The 20467-nt window shown below is 43.7% G+C and carries 18 protein-coding genes; 17 read left to right on the top strand and 1 reads right to left on the bottom strand.

What is annotated here, in order from left to right; translation table 11 throughout:
• The first annotated feature begins 37 nt into the window (after nucleotides 1-37).
• From EJ419_RS00175 to EJ419_RS00225, 11 genes are all read left to right on the top strand, one after another.
• Complete coding sequence (locus EJ419_RS00175; protein ID WP_131282907.1) at nucleotides 38-727, top strand: histidine phosphatase family protein; 690 nt, start codon at nucleotides 38-40, stop codon at nucleotides 725-727.
• 129 nt (nucleotides 728-856) lie between these two features.
• Entirely contained in the window at nucleotides 857-1294 is a 438-nt protein-coding gene (locus tag EJ419_RS00180; RefSeq protein ID WP_131282908.1) for a DUF948 domain-containing protein, read from the top strand.
• 8 nt (nucleotides 1295-1302) lie between these two features.
• Nucleotides 1303-1545, top strand: coding sequence for a hypothetical protein (locus EJ419_RS00185; protein WP_131282909.1), 243 nt, complete (start codon nucleotides 1303-1305; stop codon nucleotides 1543-1545).
• Nucleotides 1546-1652: 107 nt separating this feature from the next.
• On the top strand, nucleotides 1653-4328 hold the full coding sequence (alaS, locus tag EJ419_RS00190; RefSeq protein WP_131282910.1) for an alanine--tRNA ligase: 2676 nt from the start codon (nucleotides 1653-1655) through the stop codon (nucleotides 4326-4328).
• 12 nt (nucleotides 4329-4340) lie between these two features.
• The gene (ruvX, locus tag EJ419_RS00195) at nucleotides 4341-4802 is read left to right on the top strand and encodes a Holliday junction resolvase RuvX (protein ID WP_131282911.1); all 462 of its coding nucleotides are present in this window, start codon (nucleotides 4341-4343) and stop codon (nucleotides 4800-4802) included.
• A complete protein-coding gene (mltG, locus tag EJ419_RS00200) occupies nucleotides 4802-6031 on the top strand; it encodes an endolytic transglycosylase MltG (protein WP_131282912.1) in 1230 nt (409 codons plus the stop codon). The genes ruvX and mltG overlap by 1 nt, the downstream gene beginning before the upstream one ends.
• A 568-nt stretch (nucleotides 6032-6599) precedes the next feature.
• Nucleotides 6600-7790 (top strand): chorismate synthase, encoded by a 1191-nt coding sequence (gene aroC / locus EJ419_RS00205; protein WP_131282913.1) that lies wholly within the window; start codon nucleotides 6600-6602, stop codon nucleotides 7788-7790.
• A gap of 30 nt (nucleotides 7791-7820) precedes the next feature.
• Nucleotides 7821-9503 carry a bifunctional shikimate kinase/3-dehydroquinate synthase gene (locus EJ419_RS00210; RefSeq protein WP_131282914.1) on the top strand — a complete coding sequence of 561 codons (1683 nt, stop codon included), beginning with the start codon at nucleotides 7821-7823 and terminating at the stop codon, nucleotides 9501-9503.
• A 34-nt stretch (nucleotides 9504-9537) separates the two neighbouring features.
• Nucleotides 9538-9984 carry a type II 3-dehydroquinate dehydratase gene (gene aroQ, locus EJ419_RS00215; protein WP_131282944.1) on the top strand — a complete coding sequence of 149 codons (447 nt, stop codon included), beginning with the start codon at nucleotides 9538-9540 and terminating at the stop codon, nucleotides 9982-9984.
• Nucleotides 9985-9988: 4 nt separating this feature from the next.
• The gene (locus tag EJ419_RS00220; RefSeq protein ID WP_131282915.1) at nucleotides 9989-11035 is read left to right on the top strand and encodes a threonine aldolase family protein; all 1047 of its coding nucleotides are present in this window, start codon (nucleotides 9989-9991) and stop codon (nucleotides 11033-11035) included.
• A 33-nt stretch (nucleotides 11036-11068) separates the two neighbouring features.
• Nucleotides 11069-11737 carry a DUF1275 family protein gene (locus EJ419_RS00225; protein ID WP_131282916.1) on the top strand — a complete coding sequence of 223 codons (669 nt, stop codon included), beginning with the start codon at nucleotides 11069-11071 and terminating at the stop codon, nucleotides 11735-11737.
• Nucleotides 11738-11797: 60 nt separating this feature from the next.
• Here the strand turns inward: EJ419_RS00225 and EJ419_RS00230 are convergent, their stop codons facing one another.
• A complete protein-coding gene (locus tag EJ419_RS00230; protein WP_131282917.1) occupies nucleotides 11798-12925 on the bottom strand; it encodes a low temperature requirement protein A in 1128 nt (375 codons plus the stop codon).
• A gap of 114 nt (nucleotides 12926-13039) precedes the next feature.
• On the opposite strand from EJ419_RS00230, the gene EJ419_RS00235 reads away from it, so the two are divergent.
• The 6 genes from EJ419_RS00235 (at nucleotide 13040) to sufU (ending at nucleotide 20427) form a co-directional block, all read left to right on the top strand.
• A complete protein-coding gene (locus EJ419_RS00235) occupies nucleotides 13040-14698 on the top strand; it encodes a CTP synthase (protein ID WP_131282918.1) in 1659 nt (552 codons plus the stop codon).
• A gap of 247 nt (nucleotides 14699-14945) precedes the next feature.
• Nucleotides 14946-16400 carry a Fe-S cluster assembly protein SufB gene (sufB, locus tag EJ419_RS00240; protein WP_131282945.1) on the top strand — a complete coding sequence of 485 codons (1455 nt, stop codon included), beginning with the start codon at nucleotides 14946-14948 and terminating at the stop codon, nucleotides 16398-16400.
• The gene (gene sufD / locus EJ419_RS00245) at nucleotides 16400-17584 is read left to right on the top strand and encodes a Fe-S cluster assembly protein SufD (protein WP_131282919.1); all 1185 of its coding nucleotides are present in this window, start codon (nucleotides 16400-16402) and stop codon (nucleotides 17582-17584) included. Before sufB ends, sufD begins: the two co-directional genes overlap by 1 nt.
• Nucleotides 17585-17586: 2 nt before the next feature.
• Nucleotides 17587-18363, top strand: a complete 777-nt coding sequence (gene sufC, locus EJ419_RS00250; protein ID WP_131282920.1) for a Fe-S cluster assembly ATPase SufC — start codon at nucleotides 17587-17589, stop codon at nucleotides 18361-18363.
• A gap of 174 nt (nucleotides 18364-18537) precedes the next feature.
• Complete coding sequence (locus tag EJ419_RS00255; protein ID WP_131282946.1) at nucleotides 18538-19803, top strand: SufS family cysteine desulfurase; 1266 nt, start codon at nucleotides 18538-18540, stop codon at nucleotides 19801-19803.
• Nucleotides 19804-19851: 48 nt separating this feature from the next.
• A complete protein-coding gene (sufU, locus tag EJ419_RS00260; RefSeq protein ID WP_131282921.1) occupies nucleotides 19852-20427 on the top strand; it encodes a Fe-S cluster assembly sulfur transfer protein SufU in 576 nt (191 codons plus the stop codon).
• The last annotated feature ends 40 nt before the right edge of the window (nucleotides 20428-20467 follow it).

Here is a 20467-nt window from a genome sequence, read left to right on the forward strand (position 1 = left end):
TGTTTCATGGGGTAATCTTAAGCGATAGAGTAGATACATGGCAATTCATTTATATCTTGTACGTCATGGACGAACATACTTCAATCTATATAACCGGTTACAAGGCTGGTCGAATTCACCTCTGACACTTGATGGGAAGAATGATGCTGCTAAAGCCGGGGAAAAGTTAGCTAGCGTAAAGTTTGATGCGGCGTTCTGCTCGGACACGACAAGAGCTCAGCAGACTGCCCAGATAATTTTGCAAAAGAATGCGAGCGCCCGTTTTAGCAAACTTCAAGAAGCTGAAACGCACATGGAACTTCGTGAACAATTTTATGGATACTTTGAAGGGCGTGATATGAATGAAGCGTGGTGGGCAGCAGGAGCTCCTCATGATGCTCCTACATATGCACAGATTATCGAGAAGTACGGTCCGGCTGCTACTCGTGATTTCTTGAAAGAAGCTGACCCATTCCATCATGCGGAAAATAATGAAGAATATTGGAAGCGTGTAGAACGTGGGTATAGGATTATCGGGAAGTCACGTAACGTTCACGACGATAGTAATGTTCTAGTTATCGCACATGGAAACACATTACTGAGCTTGCTTCAACGTTTTAGTAAGACTGCATCTGCAGATGTTGATCTTACCGTGCGTCCGGCAAATGGTAGTATTACTCGTTTTGATTTTGATCCTTCCCAAGAAGACTTTGATATGGCGATGACCTTAATTGCTTGTAACGAATGATATAAGACATACGCATAAAGTGTCACGTGCCGCCTACGCCTAGTGGTAGCCTAGTTCAAAGAATGTCATTATGGCGATCACTATGATTTGATGACGGTAATCGAATCACTATGACCAAGGAGACGCGCGATGGATCTTGGACAGGTAGCAAGCTTTATTGCGGCAATTGTATTTGCTATTCTTGCAGGCTTCCTCATTTATCCACTTATTCGTTTAGGTAAACTGTTTGATCAGATTGCTCAAACAGTTAAGGATACTGGTGACCATGCGATTCCAGCACTTGATGAGAGTGTAACGACTGTGAAGAAAGTTAATCAGTCATTGGAAGATGTTAACGATATTTCTTCAGCTGCCTCTACAACGGCGAATAATATTGGGGCGCTCACAGATTTATATGGTGCTGTGCTAGGCAAGCCAGTTATTAAGATTGCTTCTGCTGTCTATGCGGCTCAGAAAACCGTAAAAGATTTTGTGGGCAAGAGCGATGGAAAGTCAGCCGAGTCTGAGGCACATTCCGAGTCTTCTGAGAATGTACATACGTCTTCCGCGAGCTCTTCTAAGGAATAGGGGAATAGATGTTTAAGAGAATCTTCTGGTTCCTTGTAGGGCTGGCCACGGGACTGGTTATCGCGAGTAAAGCACAAGCGTATGTGCGTGCGCATACGCCTAGAATGGCTCGAGAGTTCGTGCTGGGGCCGGATCAAGATAATGTGACACTGCGTACTTTGGGGTCTTTGCTTGAAGACTTCAATAAATACCGCGCAGAAAAAGAAACTGAAATGAATACAACATATGCCGAGAAATATGGAAAGCGTTAGAAGTTAACGTCACAGGATTGTTAAGCTATATCCACCATTGACTCAGTACATAGACTTAGTACTTAGACTTAGTACTTAGACAACACATTCAAGGAGTTCACGCTTTTATGCGTACATCAGAAATTGCACAACGTTATACTGGTTATTTTGAGAAACATGGACATCTTGTAGTACCTTCTGCTTCATTGATTTCTCCAAACCCCACAACTCTTTTTACTATCGCAGGTATGGTTCCATTCGTGCCATATTTGCTTGGCGAACAAACTCCTCCTCGTTCACGTATTACGAGTAATCAAAAGTGCGTTCGTACTTTAGACATTGATGAAGTAGGAAAAACTACTCGTCATGGTACTTTCTTCCAGATGCTGGGTAATTTCTCCTTTGGAGATTACTTTAAGGAAGAAGCAATCCATTATGCATGGGAATTACTCACAACCCCTCAAGACCAAGGTGGTTACGGCTTTGACAAGGAAAAGCTGTGGGTTACCACTTTTACGGATGATGATGAAGCACGTGCTATCTGGCGCAATGAAGGTATGGATCCAGAGCACATGCAAATCATGGGGATGGAAGACAACTTCTGGACTATGGGTGGTCCTGGTCCTGGCGGTCCTTGCTCTGAAATCTATGTAGATCGTGGTCCGCAGTATGGTAAAGAGGGCGGACCTATCGCAGACGAAAATCGATATACCGAAATTTGGGATTTGGTTTTCGAAAATTATGAAGTTGATAACGTTAAATCGAAGACAGACCTGCATATTGTTGGCGAGCTAGCTAACAAGAATATCGATACAGGTATGGGACTAGAGCGTGTAGCGTATTTGCTTCAGGGCAAGGAAAACATCTACGAAACAGATGAAATGTATCCTGTTATTGAGGCAGCTGAGAAACTTTCTGGCTTGAAATATGGTGAGAAGGAAGATGATGATGTTCGCTTCCGAGTAGTTGCTGACCATGTGCGTTCTGCTTTGATGATTATGAGTGATGGTGTACGTCCATCTAACGAAGGACGCGGTTACGTGTTACGTCGTTTGCTGCGTCGTACGATGCGCTCGATGAAGATGCTTGGCGTGCAGGAAGAGGTTCTTCCACATCTGATGCCGGTATCTAAGTCAGTGATGCGTGCAAGCTATCCAGAGCTTGATACCACATTTGGCGATATTGAAACAGCAGCATACGGAGAGGAAGATGCATTCCGTCGCACTCTCGATAACGGCACTAGCATCTTGGACGTTGCAGTAAACAAAGCAAAGGAACAGGGAACTGCTGTTTCTGGTGAAGACGCTTTTGCTCTTCATGATACATATGGATTCCCAATTGAGCTTACTCTTGAAATGGCGTCTGAGCAGGGCGTTCAAGTAGATGAAGATGCTTTCCGCTCATTGATGGCTGAACAGAAAGCACGCGCACGTGCTGATGCATTGAAGAAACGTGGAAACGTTGATTTGAGCGTTTATGACGATGTCAAGAAATCTTTGGAAGCACCGATTGACTTCCTTGGCTACACTGACATGTCAGCAAGAGCTCGAGTATTGGGCATCGTACAGGAGGGGAAGGGTTCTGTTCCAGCAGTAACTGCTCCAGCAACGGTAGAAGTTATCCTCGACCGTACCCCATTCTATGCTCAAGCCGGCGGACAGTTGGCTGATCAGGGAGAAATCCTTTCCGATGATGGTGCTGTACTCGAAGTGGATGATGTACAAAAACCTATTAAGGATCTTATTGTGCATCAGTGCCGACTCGTAGAAGGTACTTTAACTGTTGATAGTGCAGTAACTGCATCGATTGATGTGGAACGTCGTGGTGCAATTGCGCGTTCGCACACAGCAACTCACATGGTTCACAAGGCATTGCGCGAGGAACTCGGACCGCAAGCTACCCAGCGTGGTTCTGAGGATGCTCCAAACCGCTTACGCTTCGATTTCCAGTGGGCTTCTGCTCCTTCTGAGCAAGCGATGAACGCAGTTGAAGCTCGAGTCAATGAAAAGCTTCGCGATAATTTGGCTGTTACTACTCAAGAGATGAAGTTTGACGATGCAATTGCATTAGGTGCAATGCATCTCTTCGGTGAAAAGTACGGTGATATCGTACGTGTAGTTACAATTGGTGAAGACGGGTGGAGCCGTGAATTGTGTGGTGGAACTCATATCGACCATGTGGGTAAAATCGGTGCAATTACAGTCATGAGTGAAGCATCTGTCGGAACTGGTGTACGCCGTGTCGATGCAGTCGTAGGCGAGAAGGCGTACGAATTCCACGCACGCGAGCACGCTTTAGTCTCTCAACTCTCTGATGTTATGCATGCTCGTCCTGATGAACTAGCTGATCGTATTGCTGGATTGATGGAGAAGTTGAAGGAATCTGATCGTAAACTTGCTTCACTGTATGAGTCACAGCTTAAGTCGCAAATTCCACAGCTTGTGGAACAAGCTCGACAGACAAATGACGACATTGCAGTGGTTACAGCGAACGTAGGGCAGTTTGGCACTGCTGACGCATTGCGTACTGCTGTAATGGATATACGCGGTCAGCTTTCCCAGGATAAACCGGCTGTAGTCGCGCTTTCTGGAATTGGAGATTCTGGCACACCAGTAATCATTGTTGCTCTTAATGATGCTGCCCGCGAGAAGGGACTTAAAGCAGGTGACCTCGTTCGCGAAGCATCGAAGATGCTTGGCGGTGGCGGCGGTGGCAAGCCAGACTTTGCTCAAGGTGGCGGACAAGATGCAAGCAAGATTGATGCAGCATTGCTCAATCTTCGTGATTCTGTTCTTTCAAGGTAGTGGAGCTTTAGCTTGACACAGAGTCAGATATGGTTAGGAGTAGATCTGGGAAACGCTCGAGTTGGAATAGCTTTGAGTGACCCAGATTTGCTCTTGGCATATCCGCAAGAGTATATTTCTGTCAGCGGTGATTACTTTTATGCTCTTGAGGATGTCATCGCCATTATTGAAGACAAAAATATTTCGCATGTCATTGTCGGATACCCACTTCAGCTTGATGGAAGTGAGGGAAAGAGCGCAAAAAAGGCAAGGCGATGGGCTGGGGCATTGGAGAAAAAGCTTCAACAATATGCTATGGATAATGTAACCGTGAAGCTTCAGGATGAAAGACTGAGCTCAGTTGCAGCCCATAACCAATTACTTGATGCTGGATTGTCGATGAAGCAGCATCGTTCTGTAATTGATAGTCAAGCTGCTGTAATTTTGCTACAATCTGCATTAGATGACCATAAAAAGATCGGCCAAGAAGAATAATGACTGAGAATAATGACTTATTTGATATGTTCGACAAAGAAGCTGAACATAATCACGATGAACACGTGTCACTGAGCCAAGTTGATGCGGATATTAAAGTGCATGATGACGAGACTGCGCCGCCATTGCCGCCAGTAAGACGGCGTGAAGTGCGTGAGCGTAAGAAAAAACTAAAGCAACAAAAAAGACGTCGCATAATCATAAGCATCCTAGTGTGCGTCCTCATTATCGGAATCGGTTTTGGTGGATATGCTGTAATGCGCGGGTTAAGGAATGCAAATATTGCGAACTCCTCTAAGTCAAGTACTTCACTAGATTATCCAGGTCCGGGTGAGGGAAGCGTTATATTTACTGTGGAACAGGGGCAAGGAACTGATGCGATAGCACAAAATCTAGTAAAAGAAGATATTGTGCGAAGTACAGGTGCATTTACACAAGCTGTTGAAACCGCTCAAGCAGCAAATAAGCTACAAGCCGGATCATTCGAATTAAAGAAGAAGATGGCAGCTGCAGACGTTGTTGCTATTATTACTGATCCTTCTAAAATTACCGGTTCATTAGTCGTTAAACCTGGAGAAAGAGTGTCAGCGGTTCTTGCTCAAGCTGCCGAGCTGTCGGGAATTAGCTCATCTGAATTTGATGCAATAGTTTCAAATGGTGGCGATGGAATTTTGCCGTCAGCAGCGCAAGGCAATTTTGAAGGATGGTTTGAGCCAGGAACTTACAATGTTAAAAGCGCTAAATCTGCTAGCGAGATTATTAGCGCGATGGTTGAAAAACGCATTGCTAAGCTTAAGGATCTTGGCGTAAGTGATGATCTATATGAGACTGTACTCAATAAGGCTTCGATAGTTGAAGGTGAAGTTAATAAAGCCGAATACTACGGTAAAGTTGCGCGCGTAATTGAAAATCGCTTAGCGATAAATATGCCATTGGGTATGGATAGTGTTATCGCGTATGGTCTTGGTATAAATGCGCGTGAACTTACTGTAAGCCAATTGCAAGATTCTTCAAATGCATACAATGACCGAATTCATGCAGGATTGCCACCTACACCAATTAATAACCCAGGTGATAATGCTATTCAGGCAGTTTTGTCGCCGGAGGAAGGAAATTGGCTGTACTTCGTTACAGTGAATTTGGATACTGGAGAAACTAAATTCACCGATAACGAAGATGAATTCCAACAATATGCACAAGAGTACCAGCAATGGGAGGCTGCTAACTAAGCTGATATACAATCAGAACAGTTAGAATTAAAGAAATATATATGGCGGGAACGAAGGCAATACTTCGTTCCCGTTTTATTAATCGCGTATACGAAAGTTCACATAAACCGACAATACCCATAAGTAACCACCACAGCGTTATCAACTCAAAAAGATTATGTGTTATAGCTAACGGAGCAAGACATAAGGATAGTAAGGCAGTTGCAGTTACGTCCCCAAAGGCTAACGCATGATGTGATAAATGATAAAATGCGAATTGAACGCATCCTGAAATTATAAAGAGCACGAACGCGAATCCGAGAAGGCGGATATCAAAAGTCCTGATCAGTATTAATACACTAAATTCCAGAATTTGTGCAATACCACTGTATATGAGGATAATCCGCGGAACGACGCGAGATTTTATGTCTGTAATTGTGACGAGTAGTCCACCAATCAGACAGGGAAGCACATAAATGGCATATAAAAGGTAGCCCATTTCGTAAGATATAGCATAGAAATCAATTACAAGCAAAACTCTCACGAAATTAACATTTCGATGTGAAAATGCGCATGGGGAGCTCAGAAAATGTTACGTTGGCAAACAGCAGGTGAATCACACGGTGAAGCGCTCGTGGCGATGATTGAAGGATTACCAAGCGGAGTATCAATTACAAGCGACGAAATCAAGAACGCTCTTGCACGCAGACGACTTGGATATGGTCGAGGTGCACGTATGAAATTCGAACAAGATGTCGTACGAGTGCTGACAGGAGTTCGTCACGGACGCACACTGGGGTCGCCAATTGCCATTGAAATTGGCAATACTGAGTGGCCAAAGTGGACAGAAGTTATGAGCTCAGATCCTTTAGCTGAGGATGTTGAATTATCTCAGACTGGTCGTAATGCGCCATTGAGCAATCCTCGTCCAGGACATGCAGACCTTACAGGTATGCGTAAATATGGTTTTAATGATGCGCGTCCAGTCCTAGAACGCTCTTCTGCACGAGAAACAGCATCACGAGTTGCGCTCGGACAGGTAGCTGCGAATTTCTTGCAACAGGTAGCAGGAATAGAAACAGTGTCTCATGTCATATCGATAGGTGGAGAATATGTTCATGACGATTACGCTCTTCCTACACCTCTCGATGTTGAAGCGCTTGATTCTTCAGCTACACGAACTTTGGATGTAGAAGCTGAAGAACGTATGAAAACCCGTATAGATGAAGCTAAGAAATCTGGTAATACTTTAGGTGGTGTTATAGAAGTCATTGCATATAATGTTCCAGCAGGCGTAGGCACATATGTAGAGTCAGATCGTCGACTCGATGCAGCTCTTGCTTCAGCACTCATGGGGATTCAGGCTATTAAGGGAGTTGAAATCGGTGACGGTTTCAAAGAAGCGGATCGTTTGGGGTCTGAAGCACATGATGAAATTGTACGAGAAAATGGACGCATTCATCGCGCTACAAATAGAGCTGGCGGAATTGAAGGTTCAATGTCAAATGGTGAGCCAATTCGCGTTCGAGCTGCGATGAAGCCGATATCTTCACTTCCTCGTGCGCTTCGCACAGTGAATGTTCTCACAGGTGAAGAAGCGACTGCTATTCATCAGCGCTCTGATGCGACCGCTGTCCCAGCTGCTGCTGTTGTAGCGGAAGCTATGGTACGTCTGACATTAGCTCAATATGTTCTCGAGAAATTCGGCGGGGATAGCGTAGAAGAAACCCGCAGAAATATTGAGTCGTATGTGGCAAGCTGGCCGGAATACCTCAAATAAACGTATTCTTTGAAAGGATTGAGATATTTTATGGCACGTATCCCACAAGTCGTATTTATCGGAATGCCGGGCTCGGGTAAAACGCGCATCGGAAAAGAAATAGCAACTTTGATGCGTGCTAAGTTCTATGATTCTGACGAAATCATTGAGCAGCATGAAAATATGTCGGTATCCGAAATTTTTTCTCAACGCGGTGAAAGTACCTTTCGTCGCATAGAGCGAGAAACTATAGCAGAATTGATTGTGCCTACCGATACTAACTTTGAGGACCATACACATAATTCTGTAAGTTCGATGAGCAGCGAGAAAATCACTTTTGATGGAGTCCTATCATTAGGCGGTGGTGCGCCAATGGACCCACAGACTCAAGAAAACTTACGTAAGTATGCTAGGTATGGCGGTCATGTAGTTTATCTCAATGCGAATGCCGACGAGGCAATTGAGCATGCTACTCGCTCGGGAAGTCGTCCGCTTCTTGCACATAATCCTGAAAAAGTGTGGATGGATTTATACGATAAAAGGCATGCGACGTACATGGATTTGGCTACGTACATTATGCCAACTCATGGTAAAACCCCTCGACAGGCAGCGAATACAGTGATTGATTTATTAAATGAGCATGTTATTCATGTTAGCGGAGCAACACCTGAATACGATGTTCGCATTGGTACATCGACTATGAAACACCTTCCAGAAATACTGGGAGAGGATACAGTTCGGGTAGCATTAATTCATTCCACTCGTGTCCAAAGACATAGCGATAAGGCGCGTGCAATTTTAAGACGTGCTGGATATGACGTCACCGAGATAGTTATCCCAGATGCGGAGCAAGGCAAAACGATGTCAGTCGCTGCACGCGTGTGGAATCAACTGGGAGAAATTGGTTTTACTCGTTCTGATGCGATCGTCGGATTAGGAGGAGGAGCGGCCACAGATCTTGCTGGTTTTATAGCCGCGACATGGTTACGTGGAATTCCTTATATTAACTGTCCTACATCGCTACTCGCCATGGTAGATGCATCCACAGGTGGCAAAACAGGTATTAACACAGATGCCGGGAAGAATCTTGTGGGAAGTTTCTATACTCCATTAGCTGTCCTAGCAGATATCGATACATTGCGTACCCTTGATCAACGAATTTTTATAGAGGGACTGGGAGAAGTCATTAAAGCAGGCTTTATTTCAGATCCACAGATTCTACGTATTATTGAAGATAATGCTGACATGTTGAGAAATATCGACCCAAGCCAGATTTCTGATGAAGAGATGACGGTAATCACGGAGCTTATTAGTAGAAGTGTGCGGGTTAAAGAACGTCATGTAAGCGAAGATTTGAGAGAAAAAGGACTTCGAGAGTTTCTTAACTATGGTCATACACTTGGTCATGCAATAGAGAAAATGGAACATTTTAGTTGGCGACATGGTGAGGCAGTTGCTGTAGGGATGGTGTTTGCAGCTGAGCTAGCGAATATTCATAATATTGTTGATGATAAATTTGTAGAATATACGCGAGATATTATTTCATCCGTTGGATTGCCAATTTCATGGTCTGCATACGATGAGCAAGAAGTTTTGCATATCATGCATCGTGATAAGAAGGCACGAGGTAATATGCTCAGGTTCGTTGTGGTAGATGAGATAGGTCACGCGCGACGTCTTGAAGATCCTAGTGAAGACAGCGTGCTGGAGGCGCTTCATCGTATTGGGCGATAGTATTAAGGAATTGGGAAAAATGAAACGTAGTGAAATTACTAAAATTGTTGTAGTTAATGGTCCAAATTTAGGTAGATTAGGAGTACGCGAACCGGAAATTTATGGTTCTGAAACTTTAGAAGACTTGCGGATTGCATGCTCTCAATGGGGATCTGAGCTTGGCATGGATGTCGAAGTTCGCCAAAGCGATGATGAAGCAGAAGTTATCCGTTGGATGCATCAAGCAGTTGACGAGAAAACCCCTATCGTGCTTAACCCGGCTGCTTTCACACACTATTCTTACGGTTTAGCAGATGCTGCTGCCCAGGTAACGGATGAAGGTATCCCATTAATTGAAGTTCATATCTCAAATCCTGCCTCACGAGAATCTTTCCGAAAATATTCCGTAATTTCTCCTATCGCGACAGGCACCATTACCGGAATGGGATTTTGGGGATACAAGCTTGCCATTGACGCTATTAACCATATAGTGGAGGACTAATTCCATGCTCGCATTTCATAATGACTACCATGCTGGAGCTCATCCTGACGTATTACAGGCACTCGTGGAAACAAATGGGGCCGCTCTCAATGGTTATGGCGATGATGAATACACTGTATTAGCTCGAGAGAAAATTAGAGAAGCTATAGAACAGCCGAATGCTGGTGTGTATCTCGTATCTGGTGGAACCCAGACGAATCAAATTGTCATCGATACAATGCTTGAAGCGTGGCAAGGTGTGATTGCAGCACAAACTGGTCATGTCAGTGTTCATGAAGCAGGGGCGATTGAATTTAGCGGACACAAGGTGCTTACTGTACCAAGTTATGATGGGCTGGCACGAGCTGACGATATTCGCAACTACGTGAGTATGTTTTATGATGACCCTAATCATGACCATATGGTCTTCCCAGGAATGGTGTATTTGAGCTATCCTTCTGAATTTGGAACGCTTTATAGTAGAGAAGAACTAATAGAAATCCGTCGTATTTGCGAGGAATTTTCCATGACCTTATTCATAGACGGAGCTCGCTTAGGATACGCGCTGGGTGCTCAGACCGAGCATATTTCACTTCCAGAACTTGCACAAATCGCTGATGTTTTCTATACCGGCGGCACTAAATTAGGCGCACTTTTAGGCGAAGCGATAGTTTTTACCCAAAGATTAGATGGTAAGACATTAGAACCTAAACATTTCATCACGCAGATTAAGCAGCATGGTGCGCTTCTTGCTCAGGGGAGAGTAGTTGGAGTACAATTCAATGCTCTTTTCACTGATAATCTCTATACAAAGATTGGTACACGCGCTAATATGATGGCTCAACGGGTGGTCAATGTCATGAATAAGCATGGTTTTGAGTCGTATATAGTCAGTCCTACGAATCAACAATTTTTTGTCATGGATAAATCTCAGTACGAGCTACTTACCACTGTAGCAACTGTATCGTTATGGGAACCACCACGTAATGGAAAATACATTGTTCGCATGGTAACCAGTTGGGATACTACGGATGAGATGGTTGATACATTAGATGCTCAATTGAATAATTAGAGAGGAACGATACTTGTGGGGGACAAACAGATAATGCCTCAAGATACCCGTTTTGCCGCAATTTGCATGGGATTTTTTGGTGGTGCATTAGATGTCTTTTGTCACATTCGCTTCCACGCTTTGCTTGCGACTCAAACGGGTAATATCGTCCTTCTCATCGCCGATCTTAAGCCAGATAACCTGTATGATACTGTTATAAAGTTGCTTTCGATAGTATTTTTCTCAGTGGGATTTGTAAGTGGTATTTATTTCAAAGCTCATGCGCGTACCGCATACTGGCGAACTTATTTGATCTTACCTACAGTTATATCCGGTGCTATTCTTCCTTTAGTATCGCATAATGCATTTATATGGGTGCCTATTTTAGGCTGGGGTACAGGGCTACTTATGCTCACATTTACAGGCGTTCATATCGAAAACCATGCTGTTACATACATGATGACTTCTGGAAATTATAGAAAAATGCTAGGAGCGTGGTATCACTACTCTCTTGAGGGGAAAAAGGATGGTGATACTAAGCGTCAAGCGATTAACTACACCATCGTTGTTGTCAGTTTCGTTATAGGAGCTCTTAGTGCATCTTTATGTGAGCGTTATATCGGCGATTTTACGATGAGTGTTATATCCGTTTCACTACTACTCGTGGTGATCTATTACACGTATATTGTTCATAGAGATCATTTAGAGAAAACGAATGTGTAAATATTATCTTAAATTGAAGTGTGGCGCTGAATGATTCGAAATTCAGCGCCACACAATTAATTATTCTTCTTCAATTTTGCTTGGTTGACTTTGACGTCGCGAAAGATTGAAACGGATAAATAATAACTGTGCAAGGAAAGTAACAGCCAAAACAATAGAGATGTGAATAAAGTAATTATCGAGGAATAAACATGATACTGAAAGTCCTACAATAAGAATAATGGCAAGAGGCAAGAATTCTTTGATCGAAGGTCGATGAGAGTCTTTATTAAAACGCGTATGAACGAGAACCCCGAGATAAAATAAAGCAAGGCCTAAGGTAAATATTGCGTTCATCATTATAGAATGTTCCAAGTCGATAAAATCATACGCAACGGTAACAAGATTAATGCCAAACCAAATGAGATAATGATAGTAAATCATCCATGTAATCTGGCGGTCCGCGCGGTTTTCATCAATCATGTGGTCAAATTCAACGATATAGAACATAAAAAGATTCACTATAACGATGAAACTTATTAAAGAAAAAATATTTGGAGAACTGAAATATTGCGCTTGTCCCACAATAAGTTCGCCCAAAGTAATAATCGTCAGCAATTGCAAACGTTCTATAAGATGAGGGCCGTTCAAAGGAACAGACATCGCATGGCGAGAAAGTATCGGAGCCAAAAGATACAAAACACATGCGGCGGCAACTATTGCAAGTCCATTAAATCCACCAACGATAGCTCCCACAAGAATGCTAATGCTGCGTCCGGAGAGCATAAGAATGAAAACCATACTCTCACGAGCATCATCAGTGCCTCTCCGTTCTATAGCAATCCATACATATTGGGCTACATCAACGAGAGATAAAGCGAAAAGACCGTATCCAAAGAGTTGGAAATCTTCGTATGATTGAGCATGCGCATGCTGAGCCATAAAAAGCAAAATTGGCATTTGCAGCACAGTCATAGAAATAATATCTTTAAAATTATGCTCACCGAAACGGTTAAAATATACTGTTTGAATATTCCACGAGCTAATAAAACCGATAAATACGGCAATATATAGAAGTAATGTTGTCCCCGTAACTTCATTTTCGCGTAGAGGTTCAAAGACCTCGGTAATTTGAGAGACAGCATATACAAAAACTAAGTCATAGAAGAGCTCAGTAAGGCTAACAGGTTTCTTTAATACTTGTGGCATAAGTTGATATTATAAAAGGCAGCGTATATCACGCGTATATCAGTTTGTGGACTGTACACTAGTGTGTGTTAATTCAGCGTAATTCGTCATGCGAAACTGATACACTTAAATTCCATGGTTAATGAACATGGCAATAATTCTGAACATATCACCAAGCACATTTTTGTCACTGGTGGAGTTGTTTCTTCTCTTGGTAAAGGTCTTACCGCTTCTTCTCTTGGACGACTTCTTCGAAGCCGTGGATTGCGAGTTCTTCAGCAGAAACTTGATCCATATATCAACGTCGATCCTGGCACGATGAATCCATTCCAGCACGGTGAAGTATATGTTACTGAAGACGGTGCTGAAACCGATTTGGACATCGGACACTATGAGCGCTTCTTGGACGTTCCACTGAGCCAAAGTGCAAATGTGACCACTGGACAGATTTATGCAAATGTTCTTCGCAAAGAGCGTGCAGGTGAGTACCTCGGACAGTGCGTTCAGGTCATTCCTCATATCACAAATGAGATTAAAGAACGCATGCGTTCACAAGCAAGTGATGATGTTGATGTCATTATTACTGAAATTGGTGGTACTGTCGGCGATATCGAGTCCCAACCATTCTTGGAAGCTGCTCGTGAGGTTCGTTACGAGCTCGGTGCTACAAACTGCATGTTCGTTCATGTATCACTTGTCCCTTGGATTGCTTCTGCACATGAATTGAAGACTAAGCCAACTCAGCATTCTGTGATGATGCTGCGCCAGCTCGGTATTCGTCCAGATGCGCTAGTTTTGCGTTCTGATCGTCCGCTCAACCAAGGAATTAAGGATAAGATTTCCCTGATGTGCGACGTATCAGAAAATGCAGTAGTTAACTGTGTTGATGTACCAAGCATTTACGAAATTCCAACTATGCTTCACTCTGAGGGCTTAGATACTTACGTTGTCCAGCATCTTGAGCTTTCATGCGGTGATGTCGATTGGGCTGAATGGGAAGATTTGCTTGATCGTGTCCATCATCCAAAGGATGAAGTAACTATCGGTATCGTTGGAAAGTATATCGATTTGCCGGATGCTTATTTGTCTGTGACTGAAGCAATTAAAGCAGGAGGATTCGGTAATCACGTTCGCGCAAAGATTGAGTGGATATCAGCGGATAATTGTGAAACTGATGAAGGTGCACAGCGTTATCTCGGTCACCTTGATGGAATTGTCATTCCTGGAGGATTCGGCATTCGCGGTATCGAGGGCAAGATTAATGCTTTGCGATATGCACGTGAGCATAAGCTTCCTGCGTTGGGTATCTGCCTTGGTATGCAATCTATGGTTATCGAATACGCTCGTAACGTCTTGGGCTATGAAGATGCAAACTCTTCTGAATTTGGCGAAGAGACTACTCATCCAGTTATTGCGACGATGGAGGAGCAGAAGGATATCGTTTCTGGTAACGGTGATATGGGACATACCATGCGTTTGGGCTCGTATCCAGCGATACTCAAAGAGAAGTCATTAGCAGCAGATCTTTATGGCACGACAAAGGTAACAGAACGCCACCGTCATCGTTATGAAGTAGCTGTTGCTGTAAAGCCGGAACTTGAAGCTGCTGGATTATCTATCTGCGGATCAAGTCCAGATGGACAACTTGCTGAATTTGTTGAGCTTCCACGTGAAGTTCATCCGTTCTACATCGGTACGCAGGCACATCCAGAGTTTAAGAGCCGCCCAACGAAGCCACATCCATTGTTTGAAGGCTTGGTTAAGGCAGCAGTAGATCGTAAGCATGCTGCATAGCTGTAGAGTATGCGCATTTATGCTTGACATGAGTAAATCTACTTATATGACAAGCTACTGCCTACAGAAGAAAAACTAGATGTGTATTAAAGCGTTGGAGGTGTGAATATACTCACATCTCCAACGCTTTTTAACTTTGCTGATAGAGAGTTATCACATAGCTTTCTACAATGGAACTGTAAAGAAAACGTTAAACGAAATGAGAAAGAATTTCGGGAGGTGAGCCGTGCCAAACGAAGATGTTGAAATGAATAAATACATTGATGCCCGAGGTGGTGTTAATGAAGAAAAATTACATCAAGATGATGAATTAATTTCGCAATTTGGCGAGTACAACTATGGTTGGCATGATTCCGATGAAGCGGGAAAGGCCGCTAAAAAAGGAATCGATGAAAACGTAGTTCGTGAGATTTCTGCAGATAAAGGCGAACCGCAATGGATGCTTGATATGCGTTTGCGGGGATATAAAGCTTTTGTTGAGAAGCCAATGCCTCAGTGGGGCGTGGATTTATCAGGTTTTGACGCTGATGATTTTAAATACTATGTCAAGCCAATTGATAAGCAAGCTAAGACATGGGAAGAACTTCCTGACGACATACGTAATACCTATGATCGTTTAGGCATTCCTGAAGCTGAAAAGAATCGTCTCGTCTCAGGTGTCGCTGCTCAGTATGAGTCAGAGGTTATTTATAACTCGATTCGTGATGATCTTAAAGAGCAAGGCGTTATCTTCGTCGATACTGATACAGCAGTGCGTGATTATCCTGAGCTCGTTAAGAAGTACTTTGGCACTGTTGTCTCACCTGAAGATAATAAATTTGGTGCATTAAATACAGCCGCATGGTCTGGTGGTTCTTTTGTATACGTTCCAAAGGGTGTGCACGTAGATATTCCGTTGCAAGCATATTTCCGTATTAATACGCCAGCGATGGGCCAGTTTGAACGCACTTTGATTATTGCTGATGAAGGTTCATACGTTCATTATGTAGAAGGATGCACAGCTCCGATTTATTCTGAAGACTCATTACATGCAGCAATTGTTGAAATTATCGTTGAAAAGCATGCACGGGTACGTTATACAACTGTTCAGAATTGGTCGAATAACGTATACAATTTGGTTACCCAACGTGCTTACGTGCGTGAAGGTGGAACCATGGAATGGGTTGATGGAAACATCGGCTCAAAGGCTACTATGAAGTATCCTGCGTGCATTTTAGCTGAGCCATATGCAAAAGCTGAAACTATGTCGCTAGGATTTGCTGGTAAAGGCCAGTACCAAGATACCGGTGCTAAGATGATTCATCTTGCTCCACACACAAGCTCAACTATCGTGGCGAAGTCTATATCTCGTGGGGGAGGACGTTCTGCTTATCGTGGTCTAGTCAAGATTATTGATGGAGCAGAGGGGTCAAGCTCGAACGTCGTTTGTGATGCATTATTGGTTGACGATTTTTCGAGATCTGACACGTATCCTCATGTTGATGTGCGTGAAGATGATGTCTCAATGGCTCATGAGGCGACAGTGTCGAAGGTTTCCGAAGATCAGCTTTTCTACCTGATGAGCCGCGGTATCGAAGAAAAGGAAGCAATGGGCATGATTGTTCGCGGTTTTGTCGAGCCGATTTCACGTGAGCTTCCTATGGAATACGCACTGGAATTGAACCGACTCGTTGAACTGCAGATGGAAGGATCGGTAGGCTAATGGTAGCTCGTAAAGAAATTAGTATTCCTGTAGCAGATCCGAATAATCCGTATGCGATTCCGGCAGCAATGCCTTCGAGCGCTGACCGTAATCCACGATCTTTCGACGTCAACGATTTTGCTATCCCTGCTAAGAATCAGGAAGATTGGCGCTTTACGCCTATCGACCGAATCACTGAATTTACTGAGATCTTCAATCCAGCTCAACAGATTCGTGTAGAGCTTTCTATGATTGATGGAAGCGATGTACCTGAGAGCGTGACATTGCGAGCAGTTGATAAGGGTCAAGCGCCCGTTGGTACTGTCTCTCTACCAAATGATCGTGTGTCAGCGGTTGAATGGCAAAGTTTTAAGACAGCTATGCATGTGCATATTGCTCAAGATTGCAAGACACCTATACTCATTAAGGTTTCAAGTTCAAGCTTTGATTTGGATGCTCTTCATCTAGTAATCACTACTGACGCTTTAGTACATGCGCATGTAGTTGTTGAGCATGAAGGTGATGCTCGATTGGCTGAGGGTGTTGAAATTTCTACGGGTGACTTCTCACAAGTATCAACTACTTTCATCCATGAATGGTCTGATACATCAAAGCATGTCGGAAATCACCGCATCCACGTGGGTAAAGGGGCATCTCTTCGACATAACGTAGTTACACTTGGCGGTCAAGTCGTTCGCATTCGTATGGATCAAGACTTTGGTGGTGAGCAAGGTGAAGTCAATATGCTTGGTATCTATTTTGCTGAGCCAGGTGAACACATTGAGCATCGTACGATGGTTGTTCATAACCATCCAGAGTGCAAATCTCGCGTAATTTATAAAGGCGCGTTGTCAGGTCAAGGAGCACATTCTACATGGGTTGGTAATGCGCTTATCGAGCCAACTGCACCAGGAACTGACTCCTATGAGCTTAATCGTAATCTCATTTTGGTTCCAGGAGCCATCGCTGATTCTGAGCCAAATCTTGAAATTGAAAATGGTAATATCGTCGGCGCTGGTCACGCAAGCTCTGTCGGTCGTTTTGATGACGAAGAACTCTTCTATTTGATGAGTCGAGGAATTCCTGAGAAGGAAGCGCAAAAGCTTGTCGTTGCCGGATTCTTTAACGAATTAATCGAGCAGATTGATATTCCTGCAATTTCAGAGCACTTGATGAACACAGTCAACGCACGTCTTGAAAGGTAATCATGTCCGTTATCGAAATCAAAGATCTCCACGCATCAGTGGAAACAAATGAAGGACGCAAGCAGATCCTTAAGGGAGTTAACCTAACTATTAACTCCAATGAAACTCATGCAATTATGGGACCTAATGGTTCTGGAAAATCAACACTCGCATATACCTTAGCTGGTCATCCAAAGTACGAAGTTGACTCGGGTGAAGTATTGCTCGACGGAGTTGATATCTTGACGATGACTCCTGATGAGCGTGCACAGGCAGGATTATTCCTCGCAATGCAGTATCCGGTTGAAGTGCCAGGTGTCCCTATGACTAACTTCCTGCGCACTGCGAAGACCGCTGTGGATGGGGAGGCTCCTGCTATTCGTCAATGGACGAAAGATCTTACTGCTGCGATGAAGAATTTGCGAATGGATCCGAAATTCGCTACCCGTTCAGTCAATGAGGGTTTTTCTGGTGGTGAGAAGAAGCGTGCGGAGGTATTGCAGCTCGAACTGCTTAAGCCAAAGTTTGCTATTCTTGACGAAACTGATTCTGGGTTGGATGTGGATGCATTGCGCATCGTTTCTGAAGGTGTTAATCGTGCGAAAGCCAATACGGGTCTTGGAATTATGATGGTTACCCATTACACGCGTATCCTTAAGTACATCAAGCCAGATATTGTTCATGTCTTTGCCGATGGACATATTGTTGAGACTGCTGGACCAGAGTTGGCAGATTATTTGGAAGAAAATGGTTACGATAAGTATCTTCCAGAAGGAGCTACTGAGTCAGCACAAGCTTAATCTATCTTAAGAATGTAGTTAAGATAATTTCTAAGCTTATTTAATCGGCGATGCGCTTTGAGAGAATATTTTACTCTGACGGGTTGTATCGCCGATTGTGTTTATAGTAATTGTGTATATGTATCTGTAGAAGAATTATAAGATAAACATCGAGAGGTTTCGTACATGACAGGCATGGTTGATATTGAAAAGATACGTGCTGAGTTTCCTATTCTTGATCAGGAAATTCATGGATATCCATTGGCCTATCTTGATTCAGGAGCAACAGCACAGAAGCCACAAACTGTAATCGATGCCGAATCTCAATTTTACTCGACTATCAATGCTGGTGTTCATCGTGGTGCTCATGAGCTTGCTGCATTGAGCACTGAAGCTTACGAGCAGGGCAGATATTCTGTTGCTCAACTTGTAGGTGCGCACTATGGCGATGGAGATGATGAAATCGTTGTTACTGGTGGGGCAACTGCTGGGCTTAATATGCTTGCTAATGCGTTCGACCATGCATCTTTCGACGGGATTGAGCCGTTTGCGTTACACAGGGGAGACGAAGTAGTCGTCTCTCGTGCTGAACATCATTCTGTCTTACTGTCTTTTCAGGAATTATGCCGACGCACGGGCGCTGTGCTTAAGGCACTCGATTTAGATGATCAAGGTCGTATTATTTCGGATAAAGCTTATCTTGAGTCTGTTATTACACATCGCACAAAGATTGTTGCTTTTACGCATGTGTCCAATGTTACGGGCGCAATTACGAATGTTCCTGCAATCGTGACAAGAGCTCGAGAGGTAGGGGCAGTAGTTGTTCTTGATGCTTGCCAGAGCGTTCCTCATCTAGCTGTTAATTTCCACGATTTAGATGTGGACTTTGCAGTATTTAGCGCTCACAAAATGTACGGACCTACAGGCGTGGGTTTTATGTATGGTAAACGCGACATGCTTGAGAAACTGCCGCCGATGAATTTTGGCGGATCTATGGTTGAGCTTGCATGGATGGATAAGCCAGCTCAATACATGGCTCCTCCAGCGAAATTTGAAGCCGGTACACAGCCTGTGGCTCAGGTAGTGGCTGCAGGAGTAGCTGCTCAGTGGATGATGAATATAGGTCTTGACAATATTGAAGCACATGAGCAGATTCTTGTTCCGGAGCTTCTTAAGCTAGCTGATATCGAACATGTAAAAATTCTTGGACCATTATCATCACAGGATCGTATTGGCACAGTGGCCTTTGAAATCGATGATGTGCATCCGCATGATGTAGGGCAATTTATTGATTCTCGAGGAATTGCTATCCGTGTGGGGCATCATTGTGCACAACCTGTTCATCGACACTTTGGTTACTATGCATCAAATCGTGTTTCACTAGGGATTTATAATACGAGCGAAGAAATTCAACGCTTGTGTTCGGCAGTAGCGGACGTATATGGATTCTTTCATCGTTAATGGGTACAATCTAAACATTAGATTGAGAGCGATAAGTAGGAGCTATGAATGTTTGATGGTATGAGCGATGCTGAATTGGAACAGATGTATCAAGAAGTTATCTTAGAAGCATCTAAATCTCCTCATGGCAAAGAGAAATTCTCTGCGGATATTACAACAGCTGCTGCTGAATCTGATGAATCATCCGCTGGTGCTACGACGACGCTTAGTGCAAACCATGAATATTGTGTTAGCGCGCAGTCTCATCAATTCAACCCTACATGTGGTGACGAAGTAACAGTGCGAGTGGAACTTTCTGATGGTAGCAACGGTGAACCGGTACGCATCGAAAAACTCATATGGGATGGTCAGGGATGCTCTATTTCACAGGCAAGTTTGTCCATTATGTACGATTTAGTGCACGGAAAAACGCTTGAAGAAGCAATGGAACTTTCCCGCACATTTAAGCAGCTTATGGAATCTCGTGGACATGGTCTCGACGATGAACAAGCAGAAGAGTTGCTAGATGATGCCATAGTATTCCAGGGTGTATCGAAGTACCCAATGCGAATTAAATGCGCACTTTTGGGATGGGAAGGTCTCAAGGATTCAGCTGCTTTAGCACTCACTCAGGTAGGAAAGTAAAAAACATGGCACAAGATAATCTCGTACCACAGCCATCTGG

Origin of the sequence: Alloscardovia theropitheci, from assembly GCF_004332295.1 — a bacterium.
Lineage (GTDB): Bacteria > Actinomycetota > Actinomycetes > Actinomycetales > Bifidobacteriaceae > Alloscardovia > Alloscardovia theropitheci.

Coding starts and splice junctions, on each gene's coding strand:
- EJ419_RS00175 (WP_131282907.1), top strand. CDS start 38: ATGGCAATTCATTTATATCTTGTACGTCATGGACGAACATACTTCAAT.
- EJ419_RS00180 (WP_131282908.1), top strand. CDS start 857: ATGGATCTTGGACAGGTAGCAAGCTTTATTGCGGCAATTGTATTTGCT.
- EJ419_RS00185 (WP_131282909.1), top strand. CDS start 1,303: ATGTTTAAGAGAATCTTCTGGTTCCTTGTAGGGCTGGCCACGGGACTG.
- alaS (WP_131282910.1), top strand. CDS start 1,653: ATGCGTACATCAGAAATTGCACAACGTTATACTGGTTATTTTGAGAAA.
- mltG (WP_131282912.1), top strand. CDS start 4,802: ATGACTGAGAATAATGACTTATTTGATATGTTCGACAAAGAAGCTGAA.
- aroC (WP_131282913.1), top strand. CDS start 6,600: ATGTTACGTTGGCAAACAGCAGGTGAATCACACGGTGAAGCGCTCGTG.
- EJ419_RS00210 (WP_131282914.1), top strand. CDS start 7,821: ATGGCACGTATCCCACAAGTCGTATTTATCGGAATGCCGGGCTCGGGT.
- EJ419_RS00220 (WP_131282915.1), top strand. CDS start 9,989: ATGCTCGCATTTCATAATGACTACCATGCTGGAGCTCATCCTGACGTA.
- EJ419_RS00225 (WP_131282916.1), top strand. CDS start 11,069: ATGCCTCAAGATACCCGTTTTGCCGCAATTTGCATGGGATTTTTTGGT.
- EJ419_RS00230 (WP_131282917.1), bottom strand. CDS start 12,925: ATGCCACAAGTATTAAAGAAACCTGTTAGCCTTACTGAGCTCTTCTAT.
- EJ419_RS00235 (WP_131282918.1), top strand. CDS start 13,040: ATGGTTAATGAACATGGCAATAATTCTGAACATATCACCAAGCACATT.
- sufB (WP_131282945.1), top strand. CDS start 14,946: ATGAATAAATACATTGATGCCCGAGGTGGTGTTAATGAAGAAAAATTA.
- sufD (WP_131282919.1), top strand. CDS start 16,400: ATGGTAGCTCGTAAAGAAATTAGTATTCCTGTAGCAGATCCGAATAAT.
- sufC (WP_131282920.1), top strand. CDS start 17,587: ATGTCCGTTATCGAAATCAAAGATCTCCACGCATCAGTGGAAACAAAT.
- EJ419_RS00255 (WP_131282946.1), top strand. CDS start 18,538: ATGGTTGATATTGAAAAGATACGTGCTGAGTTTCCTATTCTTGATCAG.
- sufU (WP_131282921.1), top strand. CDS start 19,852: ATGTTTGATGGTATGAGCGATGCTGAATTGGAACAGATGTATCAAGAA.